10 protein-coding genes are annotated in these 13,776 nt (G+C 64.7%); 8 read left to right on the top strand and 2 right to left on the bottom strand.

Annotated elements, in window-relative coordinates; all coding sequences use genetic code 11:
• The first annotated feature begins 72 nt into the window (after window positions 1–72).
• Genes DKM43_RS15280 through tatC form a run of 3 tightly spaced genes read left to right on the top strand, consistent with a single transcriptional unit; the run spans window position 73 to window position 1,580 of the window.
• Window positions 73–333, top strand: a complete 261-nt coding sequence (locus DKM43_RS15280; protein WP_109799367.1) for a twin-arginine translocase TatA/TatE family subunit — start codon at window positions 73–75, stop codon at window positions 331–333.
• A gap of 27 nt (window positions 334–360) precedes the next feature.
• Window positions 361–774, top strand: coding sequence for a Sec-independent protein translocase protein TatB (gene tatB, locus DKM43_RS15275; protein WP_109799366.1), 414 nt, complete (start codon window positions 361–363; stop codon window positions 772–774).
• Window positions 771–1,580 (top strand): twin-arginine translocase subunit TatC, encoded by an 810-nt coding sequence (tatC, locus tag DKM43_RS15270; RefSeq protein ID WP_109799365.1) that lies wholly within the window; start codon window positions 771–773, stop codon window positions 1,578–1,580. Before tatB ends, tatC begins: the two co-directional genes overlap by 4 nt.
• A gap of 168 nt (window positions 1,581–1,748) precedes the next feature.
• On the opposite strand, the gene DKM43_RS15265 is transcribed toward tatC, so the two are convergent.
• Both DKM43_RS15265 and DKM43_RS15260 read right to left on the bottom strand, forming a co-directional pair.
• Window positions 1,749–3,452, bottom strand: a complete 1,704-nt coding sequence (locus DKM43_RS15265; protein ID WP_109799546.1) for an amidohydrolase — start codon at window positions 3,450–3,452, stop codon at window positions 1,749–1,751.
• 2 nt (window positions 3,453–3,454) lie between these two features.
• Window positions 3,455–4,387, bottom strand: coding sequence for an NAD(P)-dependent oxidoreductase (locus DKM43_RS15260; RefSeq protein ID WP_109799545.1), 933 nt, complete (start codon window positions 4,385–4,387; stop codon window positions 3,455–3,457).
• Between the two features lie 117 nt (window positions 4,388–4,504).
• Between DKM43_RS15260 and DKM43_RS15255 the strand changes: the two genes are divergently transcribed.
• The 5 genes from DKM43_RS15255 to DKM43_RS15235 all read left to right on the top strand — a co-directional run bounded on the left by DKM43_RS15255 (window position 4,505) and on the right by DKM43_RS15235 (window position 13,736).
• The gene (locus tag DKM43_RS15255; protein WP_236632621.1) at window positions 4,505–4,882 is read left to right on the top strand and encodes a VanZ family protein; all 378 of its coding nucleotides are present in this window, start codon (window positions 4,505–4,507) and stop codon (window positions 4,880–4,882) included.
• 71 nt (window positions 4,883–4,953) lie between these two features.
• Window positions 4,954–6,219 (top strand): threonine ammonia-lyase, encoded by a 1,266-nt coding sequence (locus DKM43_RS15250; RefSeq protein ID WP_109799364.1) that lies wholly within the window; start codon window positions 4,954–4,956, stop codon window positions 6,217–6,219.
• 215 nt (window positions 6,220–6,434) lie between these two features.
• Window positions 6,435–7,295 carry an arginyltransferase gene (locus tag DKM43_RS15245; RefSeq protein ID WP_109799363.1) on the top strand — a complete coding sequence of 287 codons (861 nt, stop codon included), beginning with the start codon at window positions 6,435–6,437 and terminating at the stop codon, window positions 7,293–7,295.
• The gene (locus DKM43_RS15240; RefSeq protein WP_109799362.1) at window positions 7,222–9,540 is read left to right on the top strand and encodes an autotransporter assembly complex protein TamA; all 2,319 of its coding nucleotides are present in this window, start codon (window positions 7,222–7,224) and stop codon (window positions 9,538–9,540) included. Before DKM43_RS15245 ends, DKM43_RS15240 begins: the two co-directional genes overlap by 74 nt.
• Window positions 9,540–13,736: a translocation/assembly module TamB domain-containing protein gene (locus DKM43_RS15235; RefSeq protein ID WP_109799361.1), complete on the top strand. Its 4,197-nt coding sequence runs from the start codon at window positions 9,540–9,542 to the stop codon at window positions 13,734–13,736. Before DKM43_RS15240 ends, DKM43_RS15235 begins: the two co-directional genes overlap by 1 nt.
• Window positions 13,737–13,776: the final 40 nt, after the last annotated feature.

Here is a 13,776-nt window from a genome sequence, read left to right as displayed (position 1 = left end):
TCGGCCGGTTCAGGAATAGCTGGCAAGTGGGGCGCGCCGTCCCTATCTATGGGGCGCAAAGGAGTTTGTGACATGGGTGGTCTTTCGCTTCCGCACCTGATCGTGCTGGCGCTGGTGGTGCTGATCCTTTTCGGCCGTGGCCGCATTTCCGAGATGATGGGCGATTTCGGCAAGGGTATCAAAAGCTTCAAGCAAGGCATGAGCGACGAGGACAACAAGCCGGTCCCGCCGCCGCCCGCGCAGATCCAGCAGCAGACACCGCCCGCTGCTCCGCCTGCGTCCGCGACCCAGGCCCCGACTGCTGCTCCCTCGCCAACCGATCAGACCCAGTAAGCCCCGCAGAAACAGGACGGCAGGACCGTGTTCGATATCGGCGCGTCCGAACTGCTGCTGCTGGTCATCGTGGCGATTGTGGTGATCGGCCCGAAAGACCTGCCCATGGCGCTGCGCACGGCAGGCCGCTGGGTGGCGAAGATGCGGCGCATGTCGAACCACTTCCGCTCAGGCATCGAAACCATGATCCGCGAGGCGGAAATGGAGGAGATGGAGCGCAAGTGGAGGGAGCAGAACGAGCGCATCATGCGCGAGACCGCCGCGCAGCAGGAAGCAGCGGCTTCCGCAGGCCAGACAAGCGAAGCCGCGGCTGACCAGAACGATCCCTTTCCTGTTCCGCTGCCAATCGAACGGACGGCCGGCGATCCTCCGCTTTCCAGCGATGTGATGGTCGGGCCGATGCCGCCTGAAGAGAAGCCGACCGGGGGCGTGCAACCGTGATTTCGGATATAGACGAGACGCAGGCTCCGCTGCTTGACCACCTGCTTGAACTGCGCACCCGGCTGCTGCGGTGCGTCTATGCACTTCTGGCAGCTTTCGTGGTTTGCTTCTATTTTGCCGACGACATCTTTGCCATCCTTGCGCGCCCGCTGGTCCATGCCTTTCCGCCGGGGCAGGGAAGGCTGATCTACACCAAGCTTTACGAGGCGTTCTTCGTAGAACTGAAGGTTTCGATGTTCGCGGCCTTTTTCGTGAGCTTCCCGATCATTGCCAACCAGCTCTGGGCGTTTGTGGCGCCGGGGCTCTATGCGCGCGAGAAGAAGGCATTTCTGCCCTTCCTGTTTGCCACGCCCATCCTGTTCACGGCGGGGGCAAGCCTTGCCTATTTCATCGTGATGCCCACCGCGTTCAAATGGTTCCTCGGTTTTGAAGGCAACAAGGGCGGGCTGCAACTGGAGGCCCTGCCGGGGACGGGGGATTACCTCAGCCTCGTGATGCAGTTCATTCTTGCCTTCGGCATCAGCTTTCTTCTGCCGGTTCTGCTGATGCTGCTCAACCGCGCGGGAATCGTGAGCCGCGCGCAACTCGTTGTGGCGCGGCGCTATGTGATCGTGGCAATCTTTGCGGTGGCAACGGTGGCAACGCCTCCCGATGTGATTTCGCAGTTGATGCTCGCAATCCCGCTGCTGTTCCTTTTCGAAGGGACGCTGCTGCTGATGCGCTTTACCGAAAGGGCCGATGCGAAGCGCCGCGCCGAAGAAGGCGATGCCGAGCCGGCCAATGCTGAAACACGCCTTCTGCCCTAGCGGCAAGCCACCGATCATCGACAGCCGCGAATGAAGAAACGGGGGCCGAAGCCCCCGTTTCCGTGGAAGCAAGATCGGGCCGGAAGGCCCGGCGAAACCGGTTTGAGAGGGCTGGTTCCGCGACACCGATAGTGTCGGCGTGCTTTGAAACCTGTTGTCATGCAAGTGTCAACGCTTTGAATCCGTTATGGTTTGAACTGCCTTGTCGGCGGACCATACCAGCCCCCCGCCAATCCATGTTTCGCTGATCTTTGCAGCGCGCAGCTGTGCCGGATTTGCGGTGAGCGGATCGATATCGACCAGCACGAAATCGGCCCGCATGCCGGGGGCAAGGCGGCCGAAGCGCTCTTCCGCAAATCCGGCAAAGGCGGCATCAGCGGTATAGGCGGCTAGAGCTTCGACAGGGGGGAGGCGCTCCTGCGGCTGCCATCCGCCCGGCGGCTGGTTGTCTGCCCCCTGGCGGCTGATCGCGGAAGCGAGACCCTCCCACGGATCAGGGCGTTCGACCGGAGCATCCGAACCGAAGGCAAGGCGCACGCCCGCAGACTTCAGCGATTTCCAAGGATAGGCTCCGGCCAGACGATCGGGCCCCAGACGCGCTTCGGCCATGATCCGGTCCGATGTCTGGTGCACGGGCTGCATCGAGGCAATCGCTCCGCTGCGCGCGACTTTCTCGAAATCGGCCGGATCGATGATCTGGGCATGTTCGATCCGCCAGCGCCGATCGCCCTTGTAGGTCTTTGAAAGGTCGATGATCGTATCTACCAGTGCGGCGTTGGCCCGATCGCCGATGGCGTGAACGGCGATCTGGAATCCGTCCATGGCGGCGCGGCTCATCATGTTGCCAAGCTGGGTCTCGCTCAACTGCGGCAGGCCGCGCGTGGTGGGGGCATCGGCATAGGGCGCCTTGAGCCATGCCCCGCGCGAGCCAAGCGCACCATCGAGATAGAGCTTGACGCCATTGAGGCGCAGACGGTCCTGATAGAGCCACGGCGAGGGGCCGGGGCCACCGATCAGGGTCATTTGGTCGGTCCCTGCGGCATAGGCCATGATGCGGACATAGAGCCGGTTGGCATCGCCCGCGCGGCGATAGGTCTGCCAGTCCTCGATCGTGGTGCCCATGTCCGCAACCGCCGTGACCCCGCGTTCGAACAGCAGCCTTTGCGCTGTGGCGAAGGCCAGATCGCGGTCTTCGGCGCGCGGCGCGGGCAGGCGCTTGGCGACAAGCTCCATTGCTGTATCGACCAGAACGCCCAGCGGTGCGCCATCCGTGCCGCGATCGATGCTGCCGCCCGCAGGGTCTTTCGTGGCGGCGGTGACGCTGGCAGCCTTGAGCGCGGCGCTGTTGGCCCAGCCTGCGTGTCCATCGACCCGTTCAAGCCAGACGGGGCGATCACCTGTCACGGCATCGAGTTCGGCGGCGGTGGGGAAGCGCCCTAGCTTCCACGCCTCCTGATTCCATCCCCGGCCGATGATCCACGGCCGTTCGGGATGTTCGGCGGCGAACTTGCCGATCAGCGCAAGTGCCTCTGCCAGCGAACGGGTTTCCGACAGATCAAGGCTGAGCGCACCAAAACCGATACCCATCACATGGGCATGGGTATCGATCATGCCCGGCAGCATGACCCGTCCCTTGCCATCGACGCGGTATTGATAGTCCTTGCGCGGGCGCGGCTTCTTTTCGCCCTCGCGGATCACGCGCTGGATCACGCCGACCTGGTCAAACAGCAGGGCATTGAAGCGTTCGACTTCGCCCGCCTTGCCGATGGTAACACCGCGCACGTTATCGACCAGCGTATCGGCGAGGGCGGCAGGCGCGGCTGCAAGCAGCAGGGCGGCCATAGCGGCCCCGGCCAGTGATCCTCTGCGCATGGTCATGCCTTGCGGGTGCGGCGGGGCAGGCGGCGGATCAGCGCGCTCGTATCTTCGCGGCCGTAACCCATGGCCTGCACATCGACATAGAACTGATCGACCAGCGCCGTCACCGGTACGCTCGCGCCAAGATTGCGTGCCTCTTCGATGGCAAGGCCCAGATCCTTGCGCATCCAGTCAACCGCGAAGCCGAAATCGAACTCGTCCTTCGCCATGGTGTGAAAGCGGTTGTCCATCTGCCACGATTGCGCCGCGCCGCCGGAGATTGCCTCGAACACCCGGTCGAGATCGAGATGGGCGATCTGGGCAAAGCGGATGGCTTCGGAAAGGCCCGCCAGCGTTCCGGCAATGCACATCTGGTTGGCCATCTTGGCGGTTTGCCCTGCGCCCGATTTGCCCACATGGACCACTCGCTTGGCATAGGCGGCAAGGATCGGCCGGGCGGCATCGACAGCCTTCATGCTGCCGCCGCACATGATGGCAAGCGTGCCGCTTTCCGCGCCCGATTGCCCGCCCGTGACCGGCGCGTCGACGCAGAGCAGTTCCCTGTCGCGTCCTTCGACCGCGATCTGCCGGGCAATGCGGGCAGAGACAGTGGTATGGTCGATATAGAGCGCGCCGCGCCGCAGCGTGGAAAAGACCCCGTTGGGGCTGAGCACCACATCAGCGAGGTCATCGTCGTTGCCGACGCAGGTAATCACCACATCGGCCCCTTCGGCGGCTTCGGCAGGGCTTGCCGCCACGCGCCGGGCAAGGCCGGGATTGGCTGCCTGCCACGCTTCGGCCCGCGCAGGACTGCGGTTGTAGATCGTCAGGTGATGGCCAGCCTTGCCGAGATGGCGGGCCATGGCCCCGCCCATGGTGCCAAGGCCAAGGAAGGAGACGTTGCGCGGCGTGAAGGGTTCTGCGGCGGCAGTGGGGGTCTGTTCGGTCATGCTTTGCTTCATATCCGGTTTGCGGGCCAGTGCCAGCCCCGGCAACGGCGTTTCCAGACCGCAGGCTTGCGGTGTGCGGGTTGCCAGCATTGGCGCAGTGGGGGATAGAGCCGGTCCATGATGCAGATGGTTCCCATCGCCTCGCGAATGGCGCGCTATGCGTTTTGGCCTGCGCTGGCTTTCGCGCTGGTCATGGCAGTGCTGCCGCATCCCCCGAAGCTGGCCGGTCTGGATGTGGGCGACAAGGTGCAGCACATGCTGGCCTTCTTTGTGCTGACGGGGCTGGCAGGGGCAGGCTGGCCGCGTCTGCCGCTGTTGAGGCTGGCACTGTGGCTTGCGCTGGTGGGGGCGGGAATCGAACTGGTGCAGGCGATCCCCTCTCTCAACCGGACTTCGGACTGGCGCGACTGGGCGGCGGATTCGGTGGCTATTCTTGCCGCATTCGTGCCTGTCGCCCTGTTCCGGCAAGTGATCGAGCGCACCGAGGCGCGCTAGGCGCGGGGATTGCACGCAGACAGCGGACACAGAGGTTTTCTTGCGGGGCGCTTTCCGTTAGGGCGCAGGGGATGGAAAACGCAGCGCTCAGGACCGCAGGTCAGCCACAATCCGGGCAGGGCCATGCCCTTCTCACCTTTGCCGATGTGCAGGCCGCAGCAGAGCGTATCGCCGGGCAGGTGGTGCGCACGCCCACGATGTACAGCAAGACGCTGAGCGCGATTACCGGCGCGGACATCTGGATCAAGTTCGAGAACCATCAGTTCACCGCTGCCTACAAGGAACGTGGTGCGCTCAACGCGCTGTTGCAGCTTGATGAAGAGCAGCGCGCACGCGGCGTGATTGCGGCCTCGGCCGGAAACCACGCGCAAGGGCTGAGCTATCACGGCACGCGGCTGGGGATGCCGGTGACGATCGTCATGCCGCGCACCACCCCGACAGTGAAAGTCATGCAGACCGAATCCGTGGGCGGAAAGGTAGTGCTGGAAGGGGAGACCTTCGACGAAGCCTATGCCCATGCCCGCCGACTGGAAAGCGAACTGGGGCTGACGTTCGTTCACCCCTTCGATGACCCGCGCGTGGCGGCGGGGCAGGGCACCGTGGCGCTGGAAATGCTGGAAGACGCGCCCGATATCGAGACGCTGGTGGTGCCCATCGGCGGCGGCGGCCTGCTTTCGGGCATGGGCGTAGCGGCGCGCGGGATAAAGCCGGGCATCGGGCTGATCGGCGTTCAGGCGCAACTGTTCCCGTCGATGTATGCAAAGCTCAAGCATCTCGATCTGCCCTGCGGCGGTGATACGCTGGCCGAAGGCATTGCCGTGAAGGAGCCGGGGCAGTTCACTTCGCAGGTTCTGGCGCAGATCGTCGATGATGTGGTGCTGGTGGGCGAGGCCGCACTGGAAAGCGCCGTGGCGCTGCTGTTGCAGATTGAAAAGACGGTTGTCGAAGGTGCAGGTGCGGCCGGACTGGCCGCGGTGATGACGCATCGCAAGCGCTTTGCCGGGCGCAAGGTGGGCGTGGTGCTGTGCGGGGGCAATATCGACACGCGCCTGCTTGCCAATGTGCTGCTGCGTGATCTTGCGCGCTCCGGGCGGCTGGGCCGCCTTCGCATTACCCTGCAAGACCGGCCGGGCGCCCTGTTCAAGGTGGTGGAAGAGTTCAACCGCTATCAGGTGAACATCCTTGAGGTCTGGCACCAGCGCATCTTCACCTCGCTGCCCGCCAAGGGGCTGACCGCCGAGATCGAGTGCGAAGCGCGAGACCGCGAGCAGATCGACCTGCTCGTGGCGGGCCTGCGCGCCAAGGGTTATGATCTGGAGCAGGTCGAACTGGGCTGATGCCATGGAACCGCGTGGCGCGTTAACTTTTGCGGCGCGCGGTGTCCTGTAATCGCACCAATTCCGCGCCGGGCAACATTTGCGCCATTCCGGTGGAGGCAGGTCGCAAAATTGTGCACAGTGGCATGGTTAAGGGGCTTTTACGATTGGCTGCGCTGGGGCATGTTTGTTGCTGACATGACAGACAGTCTGTCGTGAGGAGCCATCGCAAAGTCGTGACCGCCCCCGTTCGCTTCCCGCGCTTCTTCGTGACCAGTCCCGCGCCTTGCCCCTATCTTCCGGGGCGGAGCGAGCGGAAGGTCTTTACCGAACTGAAGGGGCCGAACACTGGCGAACTGAACGATGCGCTCAGCCGCATCGGGTTCCGCCGCAGCCAGACTGTTGCCTACCGGCCCAGCTGCGTCGATTGCGCGGCCTGCGTTTCGGTAAGGGTCGTGGCGGAGGAGTTTCGGCCTTCTGCCACCCAGAAGCGGATCTGGAAGCGCAACCGCGATCTTGTGGTGAATGTCTGCAAGCCCTGGTCCACCCCGGAACAGTTCGCGCTGTTGCAGCGTTATCTGGCCGTGCGGCATCCCGGCGGGGGGATGGCGTCCATGGATGAAATGGACTTTGCCGACATGGTGGAGCACACGCCCGTCAAGAGTTACGTAATCGAATACAGGGAGCCGACGGTTGACGGCTCGCCGGGAAGGCTGGTCGGTGCCTGCCTTACCGACGAGCAGGGCGACGGGCTTTCGATGATCTACAGCTTCTACGACCCACAACACGAAACGCGCTCCGGACTTGGCACTTTCATCATCCTCGACCATATCCAGCGGGCGGCCAGCGTGGGGCTGGCCTATGTCTATCTCGGCTACTGGGTCGAAGGGTCGGAGCGCATGCAATACAAGGTGCGCTTCCGGCCGATGGAGAAACTGGGCCGCGATGGCTGGGAACGGTTTGAACCTGCTGAACAGGCCGATGCGATCGAGCGGGCCGCAGCCCTTCGCCGCACTCGCGGCGATGGCGAGACCGGCGTCGAAGGCGGCCTCAAGGACGGCGTGCACGGCGCGCAGGAGCGCTACGCGCACAGTTGACGGAGCGCTGATCCGGGTCATCGCGCTGGCCCTGCTGCTTGCCGGCAGCGCCAGCCCTGAAGCCAGGGCGCAATCGCTGAATGCCGACCCGGAACTGGAAGCGCTGATTCCCGACGCGGCGGTGCAAAACCCCGAAGCGTGGGCGCTTGATACCGACGCGGCAAGAAGCGGCGCTCCGAGCGAGGCGGAAGTTTCCGAGATCGAGGCCGATAGCCCGATGGCCGATCTTCCCGGAATGACGCTGGCACAGCCCAACGGCAGTGAGTTGCCGGAGATCGAACCTCTTTCGCCCGATCCCGATATCGAGGCGGCGCAGCTTGCCACCGAATCTGCGGTGGAAGCCTTGCCGGGGCAGGAGGAAACCGACAGCGCAAGGAACGTGCGCCATGTCGATGCCGACATCGTGAAAGTCGGGCGGCGCGTGCAACTTGCATTTCCGCGCGGCGCGGAGCCGGTGGCCAGCCGCGACGATATCGTCAGCCGGTTTGCCGGGCTTTCAAGCCTGAAGACCTATGACGGCGACGATGACAATCTTGCCCAGATCGTGCGCCGTGCCCGCACGGATCGGGAACTGCTTGAGGAAATCCTGCGGCTGGTGGGCTATCATGATGCCAGTGTGTTCCAGTCGCTTGCCGGGTTGGGCAATGGCGCCGATGCCGAGACTGGTGCGACGACAGGAGGCGGTCCGATCGATCCCGGCAAAGTGGTGGTTCGGTTCGATATCCAGCCCGGCCCGCTCTATCGCTTTGGCCAGTTTGCCTTTGGCGATCTGGAGCGAACCGGGCCCGACTATCCCGACCTGCGCGCGGCGTTCCGGTTGAATCCCGGCGAGCCGGTAAACGCCGACCGGATCGTGGAGGAGCGCTTCAATCTGGAAACCGCGCTTGGCGAGAAGGGCTATGCCTTTGCCAAGGTGGGCGAGCCGGACCTGCTGATCGATCACGAACGGCGCGAAGGCGATCTGACCCTGCCGGTGACGCCCGGTGCGGTGCACGTCTTCGGCAAGGTCATTTCCTCGCGAGAGGATTTCCTGAGCGGGAAGCATCTGCAACGCATCGCGCGGTTCCGGCCGGGCGAGCGTTTCAAGCGCTCCGAACTCGATGATCTGCGGCGGGCCATCCTCGCCACGGGGCTGGTATCCACCCTGACGGTTGATACCCGCAAGGCCGAGGTCAATGACCAAACGCCAAGCGCGAATGGAGCCGGAGAAGCCCCGGCCGTGGTTGATGTCGAAGTGGGGCTGACCCCGGCGCCGCTGCGCACTCTGGCCGGGCTGGTCGGCTATTCCAGCGGCGAAGGTTTCCGCGTCGTGGGGAGCTGGGAACACCGCAACTTCTTCCCCCCCGAAGGCATGGTGCGCGCGCGGGCCGTGGCAGGCACGCAGGAACAGCTTGCCGGGCTGACGGTGCGGCGCAACAACTTCCTGATGCGCGATCTTGTGCTGATCGGTGATCTGTTCGCCCGCTATCAGAACAACACCGCCTATCAGGCCCGGACCGTATCGTTTACCGGCGGGCTTGAGCGGCAGACGACGCTCCTGTTCCAGAAGCCGTGGGTCTTTGCGGCGGGCTTCGAAGCCGTTGCCACCAGCGAGCGCGATGCCGCGGCGATCCGCGCAGACCTGCCACGCAAAACCTATTTCATCGGCGCCCTGCCGCTGCGCGCGGCATTTGATGGCAGCGACAATCTGCTTGATCCCACCACCGGCTTCCGTCTCGGCCTGAGGGTTTCGCCCGAAATATCGGTTCAGGATGGCACCCGGTCCAGCTATGCCCGGATGCAGCTTGATGCGAGCTACTATAATCCGGTGAGCGAGAAGCTGGTTCTTGCCGGAAGGGTGCGTTTCGGCACGATCCTTGGCACGCAGATCGACAATATCGCGCCTTCGCGGCGGCTCTATGCGGGCGGCGGCGGATCGGTGCGCGGCTATGGTTTCCAGTTGATCGGCCCGCGCGATACCTTCGGCGAGCCAAGCGGCGGACGGGCGCTGAGCGAGTTTTCTCTGGAAGCGCGGGTCAAGACCGGTCTGATGGCAGGCGCGATCAGTGTGGTGCCTTTCGTCGATGCCGGGGCCGTTGATACCACGGCCACGCCGCGTCTGCGCGATATCAAGGTCGGCGCCGGGCTTGGCATCCGTTATGAAACGAACTTCGGCCCCATTCGCATCGATGTGGGCACGCCGCTCAATCCGTCGCGCGGCGATGCGCGGATCGGTGTCTATGTTGCACTGGGGCAGGCTTTCTGATGGATCAGCCGTCTGATCTGCTCCCGCAAGCACCGCTTGCCCGGCCCAAGGGCCAGTGGTGGCGCGGTGCGCTGCGACGGCTGGCGATCCTGCTGCTGGCCGCAGCCGCGCTGTTGGCAGCAGCACTGGTCGTGCTCGATTCGCCGCTGGGGCACCGGCTTGTTGCCGATCGCATCGCCGCGCTTGCGCCCGAATCCGGGCTGCGCATAGAGATCGGCCGGATCGAGGGTTCGATCTATCGTTCGGCGCGGCTGCGCGATGTGCGGGTAAGCGATCCTGAAGGCGTGTTCCTGACAGTGCCTGAGGCCCGGCTTGACTGGCGCCCGGCCAACTGGCTGCGCGGCGGCCTCGATATCCGCAGGCTTTCGCTGCACCGGGGCACCTTGCGCCGTGCCCCCCGGCTGCGTCAGGGCGAGGACACCGATCAGCCCATACTTCCCGACTTCGATATCCGCATCGATCGCTTCGAGATCGACAACCTCACCGTGGTCGAGGCCATTGCCGGCCAGAAGCGCCGGGTCGATGTGCTGGCGCGCGCCAATATTCGCGCAGGCCGTGCGCTGGTGGACATGAACGGGCGGTTTGGCGGATCGGACCGGATCGTGCTGAGGCTCGATACCGAACCAGACCGCGACCGTTTTGACCTGCGCCTGATCTATGATGCGCCGAAGGGCGGCGTGATTGCCGGGCTTATGGGTGCGCAATCGGACATTCGCGCACGCGTGCTGGGCAAGGGCGGGTGGTCACACTGGGATGGCATTGCCTATGCCGCGCAGGATGGCCGCAGGCTGGCGGCCTTCGAACTGGCGAACCGGGCCGGGCAGTATCGCGTGGCGGGCCAGGCATGGCCGGGAAAGCTGCTTGACGGCGTGGCCGGGCAGGCAGTGGGGCAGACGCTCTCGGTGCTTTACGATGGCACCTTTGTGCAAAACGCTTTCGATGGCCGCTTGCGCCTGGCCGGAGATGCCTTTGGCGCGGCTGTGCAGGGCAGAATCGACCTTGCCCGCAACGAGGCGCGCGGTCTTGGCATCAATGCCCGGATCACCCGGCCCGAACGGCTGCTGGACACGCCCGAACTGGAAGGTCTGGCGCTTGAAGCGCAGCTTGACGGAGCCTTCAATAACCTTGCGATCAAGCACCGTATCACCGCGCGGCGGTTGAAGCTGGGCAGCCTTGATGCCACCGGGCTGGTCACTTCTGGCGAGGCGCGCTGGAACGGCAAGCGCTTGATGCTGCCGCTGAACCTGCGTGCCGAGCGGGTGGTGACGGGCGATGCCATGGTCGATGCCCCGCTCATGGGCGCGCGGATTGGTGGCACGCTGGCATTTGAAGGCGCACGGCTGGTTTCCGATGACCTCACGCTTGCATCGAGGGGCCTTGGCGCGCGGCTTGCGCTGCGGGCAGACATGGCGCGCGGGGGCTATGCCCTTGCCGGTCCGGTCGTTGCGCGAGGGCTGGTAGTCCCTGATCTTGGTGCGGTGGATGGCACGGCCAAGATCCTCTTCAAGATCGGCGATGGTGTGCCCTGGTCGGTTCAGGCAAACCTTGCCGGGCGGATGACCCGGATCGACAACGGGACGCTGGAAAGCCTCACCGGTGGCGGCATCCGGTTTGCCGGGGGGCTGGCGCTGGGCGAGCGCGTGCCCTTTACATTCCGCAAGACCAGCATCTCTTCGCACAAGCTTGAGATGGCGCTGGATGGAATGATGCGTCCGGGCGGGACAGGCGCGCTCAAGGGCAGCGGGCGTCACGCCGATTATGGCCCCTTCACGGTGGAAGCAGGGATCACGCCCCAAGGGCCCAATGCCGTTCTGGTGCTTGCCCGGCCCTTGCCCGCGGCGGGCTTGCAGGATGTGCGCGTGGCGCTTTCACCCGTGCCCGAAGGTTTCCGTATCGAAACCGGCGGCCAATCGGCGCTGGGGCCGTTCAGCGGAACGCTTGGCCTGTTCATGCCGCCCGGCGCAGGTGCGCGGGTCGAGATCGAGCAGTTCCGGGTATGGCAAACCGATCTTGGTGGCAGCATGACCTTCGGTGAGGATGGCGTGACCGGGAAGATCACGCTGGCTGGCGGGGGGCTTGGCGGAGCGATCGCGCTTGCCCCGCGCGAGGGCGGGCAGGGCTTCGATGCCGATGTGACCGCGCGCAATGCCCGTTTCGGCGGCGACCGCACCATTTCCATCGGCAACGCCCGCATCGATGGCGAAGGACTGATCCGCAATGGACAGTCCACGATCGAAGGCAACCTGCTGGCCGAAGGCATTGGCCTGGGCAAGGTCTTCATCGGACGGCTGGCCGCAGCGGCCTATCTCCAGGATGGCAGCGGTTCGGTCACGGCTTCGGTTTCGGGACGGCGGGGAACCCGCTTCAGCCTTCAGGGAACGGCGGCGTTCTCGCCCGATCAGGTCATCGCCTATATCGCGGGCGATTATGCCGGGCGGCAGGTCAGCATGCCCCGTCGCGCGGTGCTGACACGCGACGTGGAAGGCGCAGGATGGCGGCTTGCGCCAACCCAGATCGGTTTCGGGCGCGGTATCCTGATTGCGGAAGGCCACGTTCTGGGCGGGCTGACCGATGTGAAGGTGCAACTTTCGCGGATGCCGCTTTCGGTGATCGATATCGTGGTGGCCGATCTGGGGCTGGGCGGCGTGGCATCGGGCGTGGTCGAATACCGCAACGATGGCGAGGGCGCACCATCGGGCCGTGCCGCCCTGATGGTCCGGGGGCTTTCACGCTCCGGCCTTATCCTCACCTCGCGACCGGTGGACGTGGCGTTGGTGGCACAGCTTGATCCCGACGCACTGCAACTGCGCAGCGTGATCCGCGACCGCAGCGAAGTGCGCGGCCGCTTGCAGATGCAGGTGCGCGATTTGCCGCGCGGTGGCGGACTGATGGACCGGCTTGAGGCAGGGCGGCTGGCCGGCCAGTTGCGCTATGCCGGCGCGGCCGAAGCGCTCTGGCGGCTCACAGGCGTGGAACTGTTTGATCTGACCGGACAGTTGGGGCTTACGGCCGACATTTCGGGCACGATTTCCGCGCCGGAGATGCGCGGTGCGCTGTCTGCCAAGGCCTTGCGGTTGCAAAGCACACTGACGGGAACCGACCTGCGCGATCTGTCCGTTGCTGGAACCTTTACCGATTCCAGCCTGCAACTGGCGCGTCTCAGTGCTGTCACGCCGAATGGCGGCAGGGTTGCTGGAAGTGGCACGATTGGTCTCGCAGAACTTTCGGACCATGGCCCGGCGATAGACCTCCGGCTCTCGGCGCAGAACGCGCTGGTCATCAACCGCGATGACATGGGCGCCACCGTGACCGGCCCCTTGCGCATTCTCAGCAGCGGAGTTGGCGGCACCATAGCCGGGCGCGTGCACATCGAAACGGCGCGCTGGGCGCTTGGTCAGGCCGCCGCTGCGCGCGAACTGCCCGACATCAAGCGGCGCGAGATCAATGCGCCAGCCGATGCCGCGCCGCCGCGCGTGCCTGCAACGCCATGGAAGTTCATGATCGATGCCGCCGGAGAAAACCGCATTAATGTGCGCGGGCTGGGGCTGGACAGCGAATGGGGCGCCGACATCCGCCTGCGCGGCACCACGGCAGCGCCCCAGATCATGGGCACGGCCGATCTCGTGCGCGGGGGATATGAGTTTGCCGGAAGACGTTTCGAACTGACACGCGGGCGCATCCGCTTTGCCGGTGAAGTGCCGGTTGACCCCCAGCTCGACATTCTGGCTGAAGGCGAGGCCAACAACATTACCGCCAAGATTGCGATAACCGGCACGGGCATGAAGCCCAACATCTCCTTCACCTCAACACCTGCCCTGCCAGAGGAGGAACTGCTGAGCCGTATCCTGTTTGGCAGTTCGATTACCCAGATCTCTGCGCCGGAGGCGGTGCAACTGGCATCGGCACTTGCCTCGCTGCGCGGCGGCAGCGGACTGGATCCGATCAACAAGCTGCGCTCGGCCATCGGGCTTGATCGTCTGCGCATTGTCGGCGGCGATCCCACGGTCGGCACGGGCACCAGCATCGCCGTGGGCAAGTATCTGGGGCGGCGCGTTTTCGTCGAACTCATCACCGATGGCGCGGGCTATAACGCAACCACGGTGGAGTTTCGCATCACCCGCTGGCTCGCGCTCTTGGGCACGATGTCAACCATCGGCCAGGAAAGCCTCAACGTCAGGGTATCGAAGGATTACTGAGCGCGCGCGCGTCGGCTGTCATGGGGCTTAAACCTCTTCG

The organism is Novosphingobium meiothermophilum, from assembly GCF_003171715.1.
GTDB lineage: Bacteria > Pseudomonadota > Alphaproteobacteria > Sphingomonadales > Sphingomonadaceae > Novosphingobium > Novosphingobium meiothermophilum.
This window is presented reverse-complemented; position numbering and strand designations above follow the sequence as displayed.

Bases quoted from the DNA above. Each gene is read 5' to 3' on its own strand.
- DKM43_RS15280 (WP_109799367.1), top strand. From the start codon at position 73: ATGGGTGGTCTTTCGCTTCCGCACCTGATCGTGCTGGCGCTGGTGGTG.
- DKM43_RS15250 (WP_109799364.1), top strand. From the start codon at position 4,954: ATGGAAAACGCAGCGCTCAGGACCGCAGGTCAGCCACAATCCGGGCAG.
- DKM43_RS15235 (WP_109799361.1), top strand. From the start codon at position 9,540: ATGGATCAGCCGTCTGATCTGCTCCCGCAAGCACCGCTTGCCCGGCCC.
- DKM43_RS15260 (WP_109799545.1), bottom strand. From the start codon at position 4,387: ATGACCGAACAGACCCCCACTGCCGCCGCAGAACCCTTCACGCCGCGC.
- DKM43_RS15265 (WP_109799546.1), bottom strand. From the start codon at position 3,452: ATGCGCAGAGGATCACTGGCCGGGGCCGCTATGGCCGCCCTGCTGCTT.
- DKM43_RS15255 (WP_236632621.1), top strand. From the start codon at position 4,505: ATGATGCAGATGGTTCCCATCGCCTCGCGAATGGCGCGCTATGCGTTT.
- DKM43_RS15240 (WP_109799362.1), top strand. From the start codon at position 7,222: ATGGCGAGACCGGCGTCGAAGGCGGCCTCAAGGACGGCGTGCACGGCG.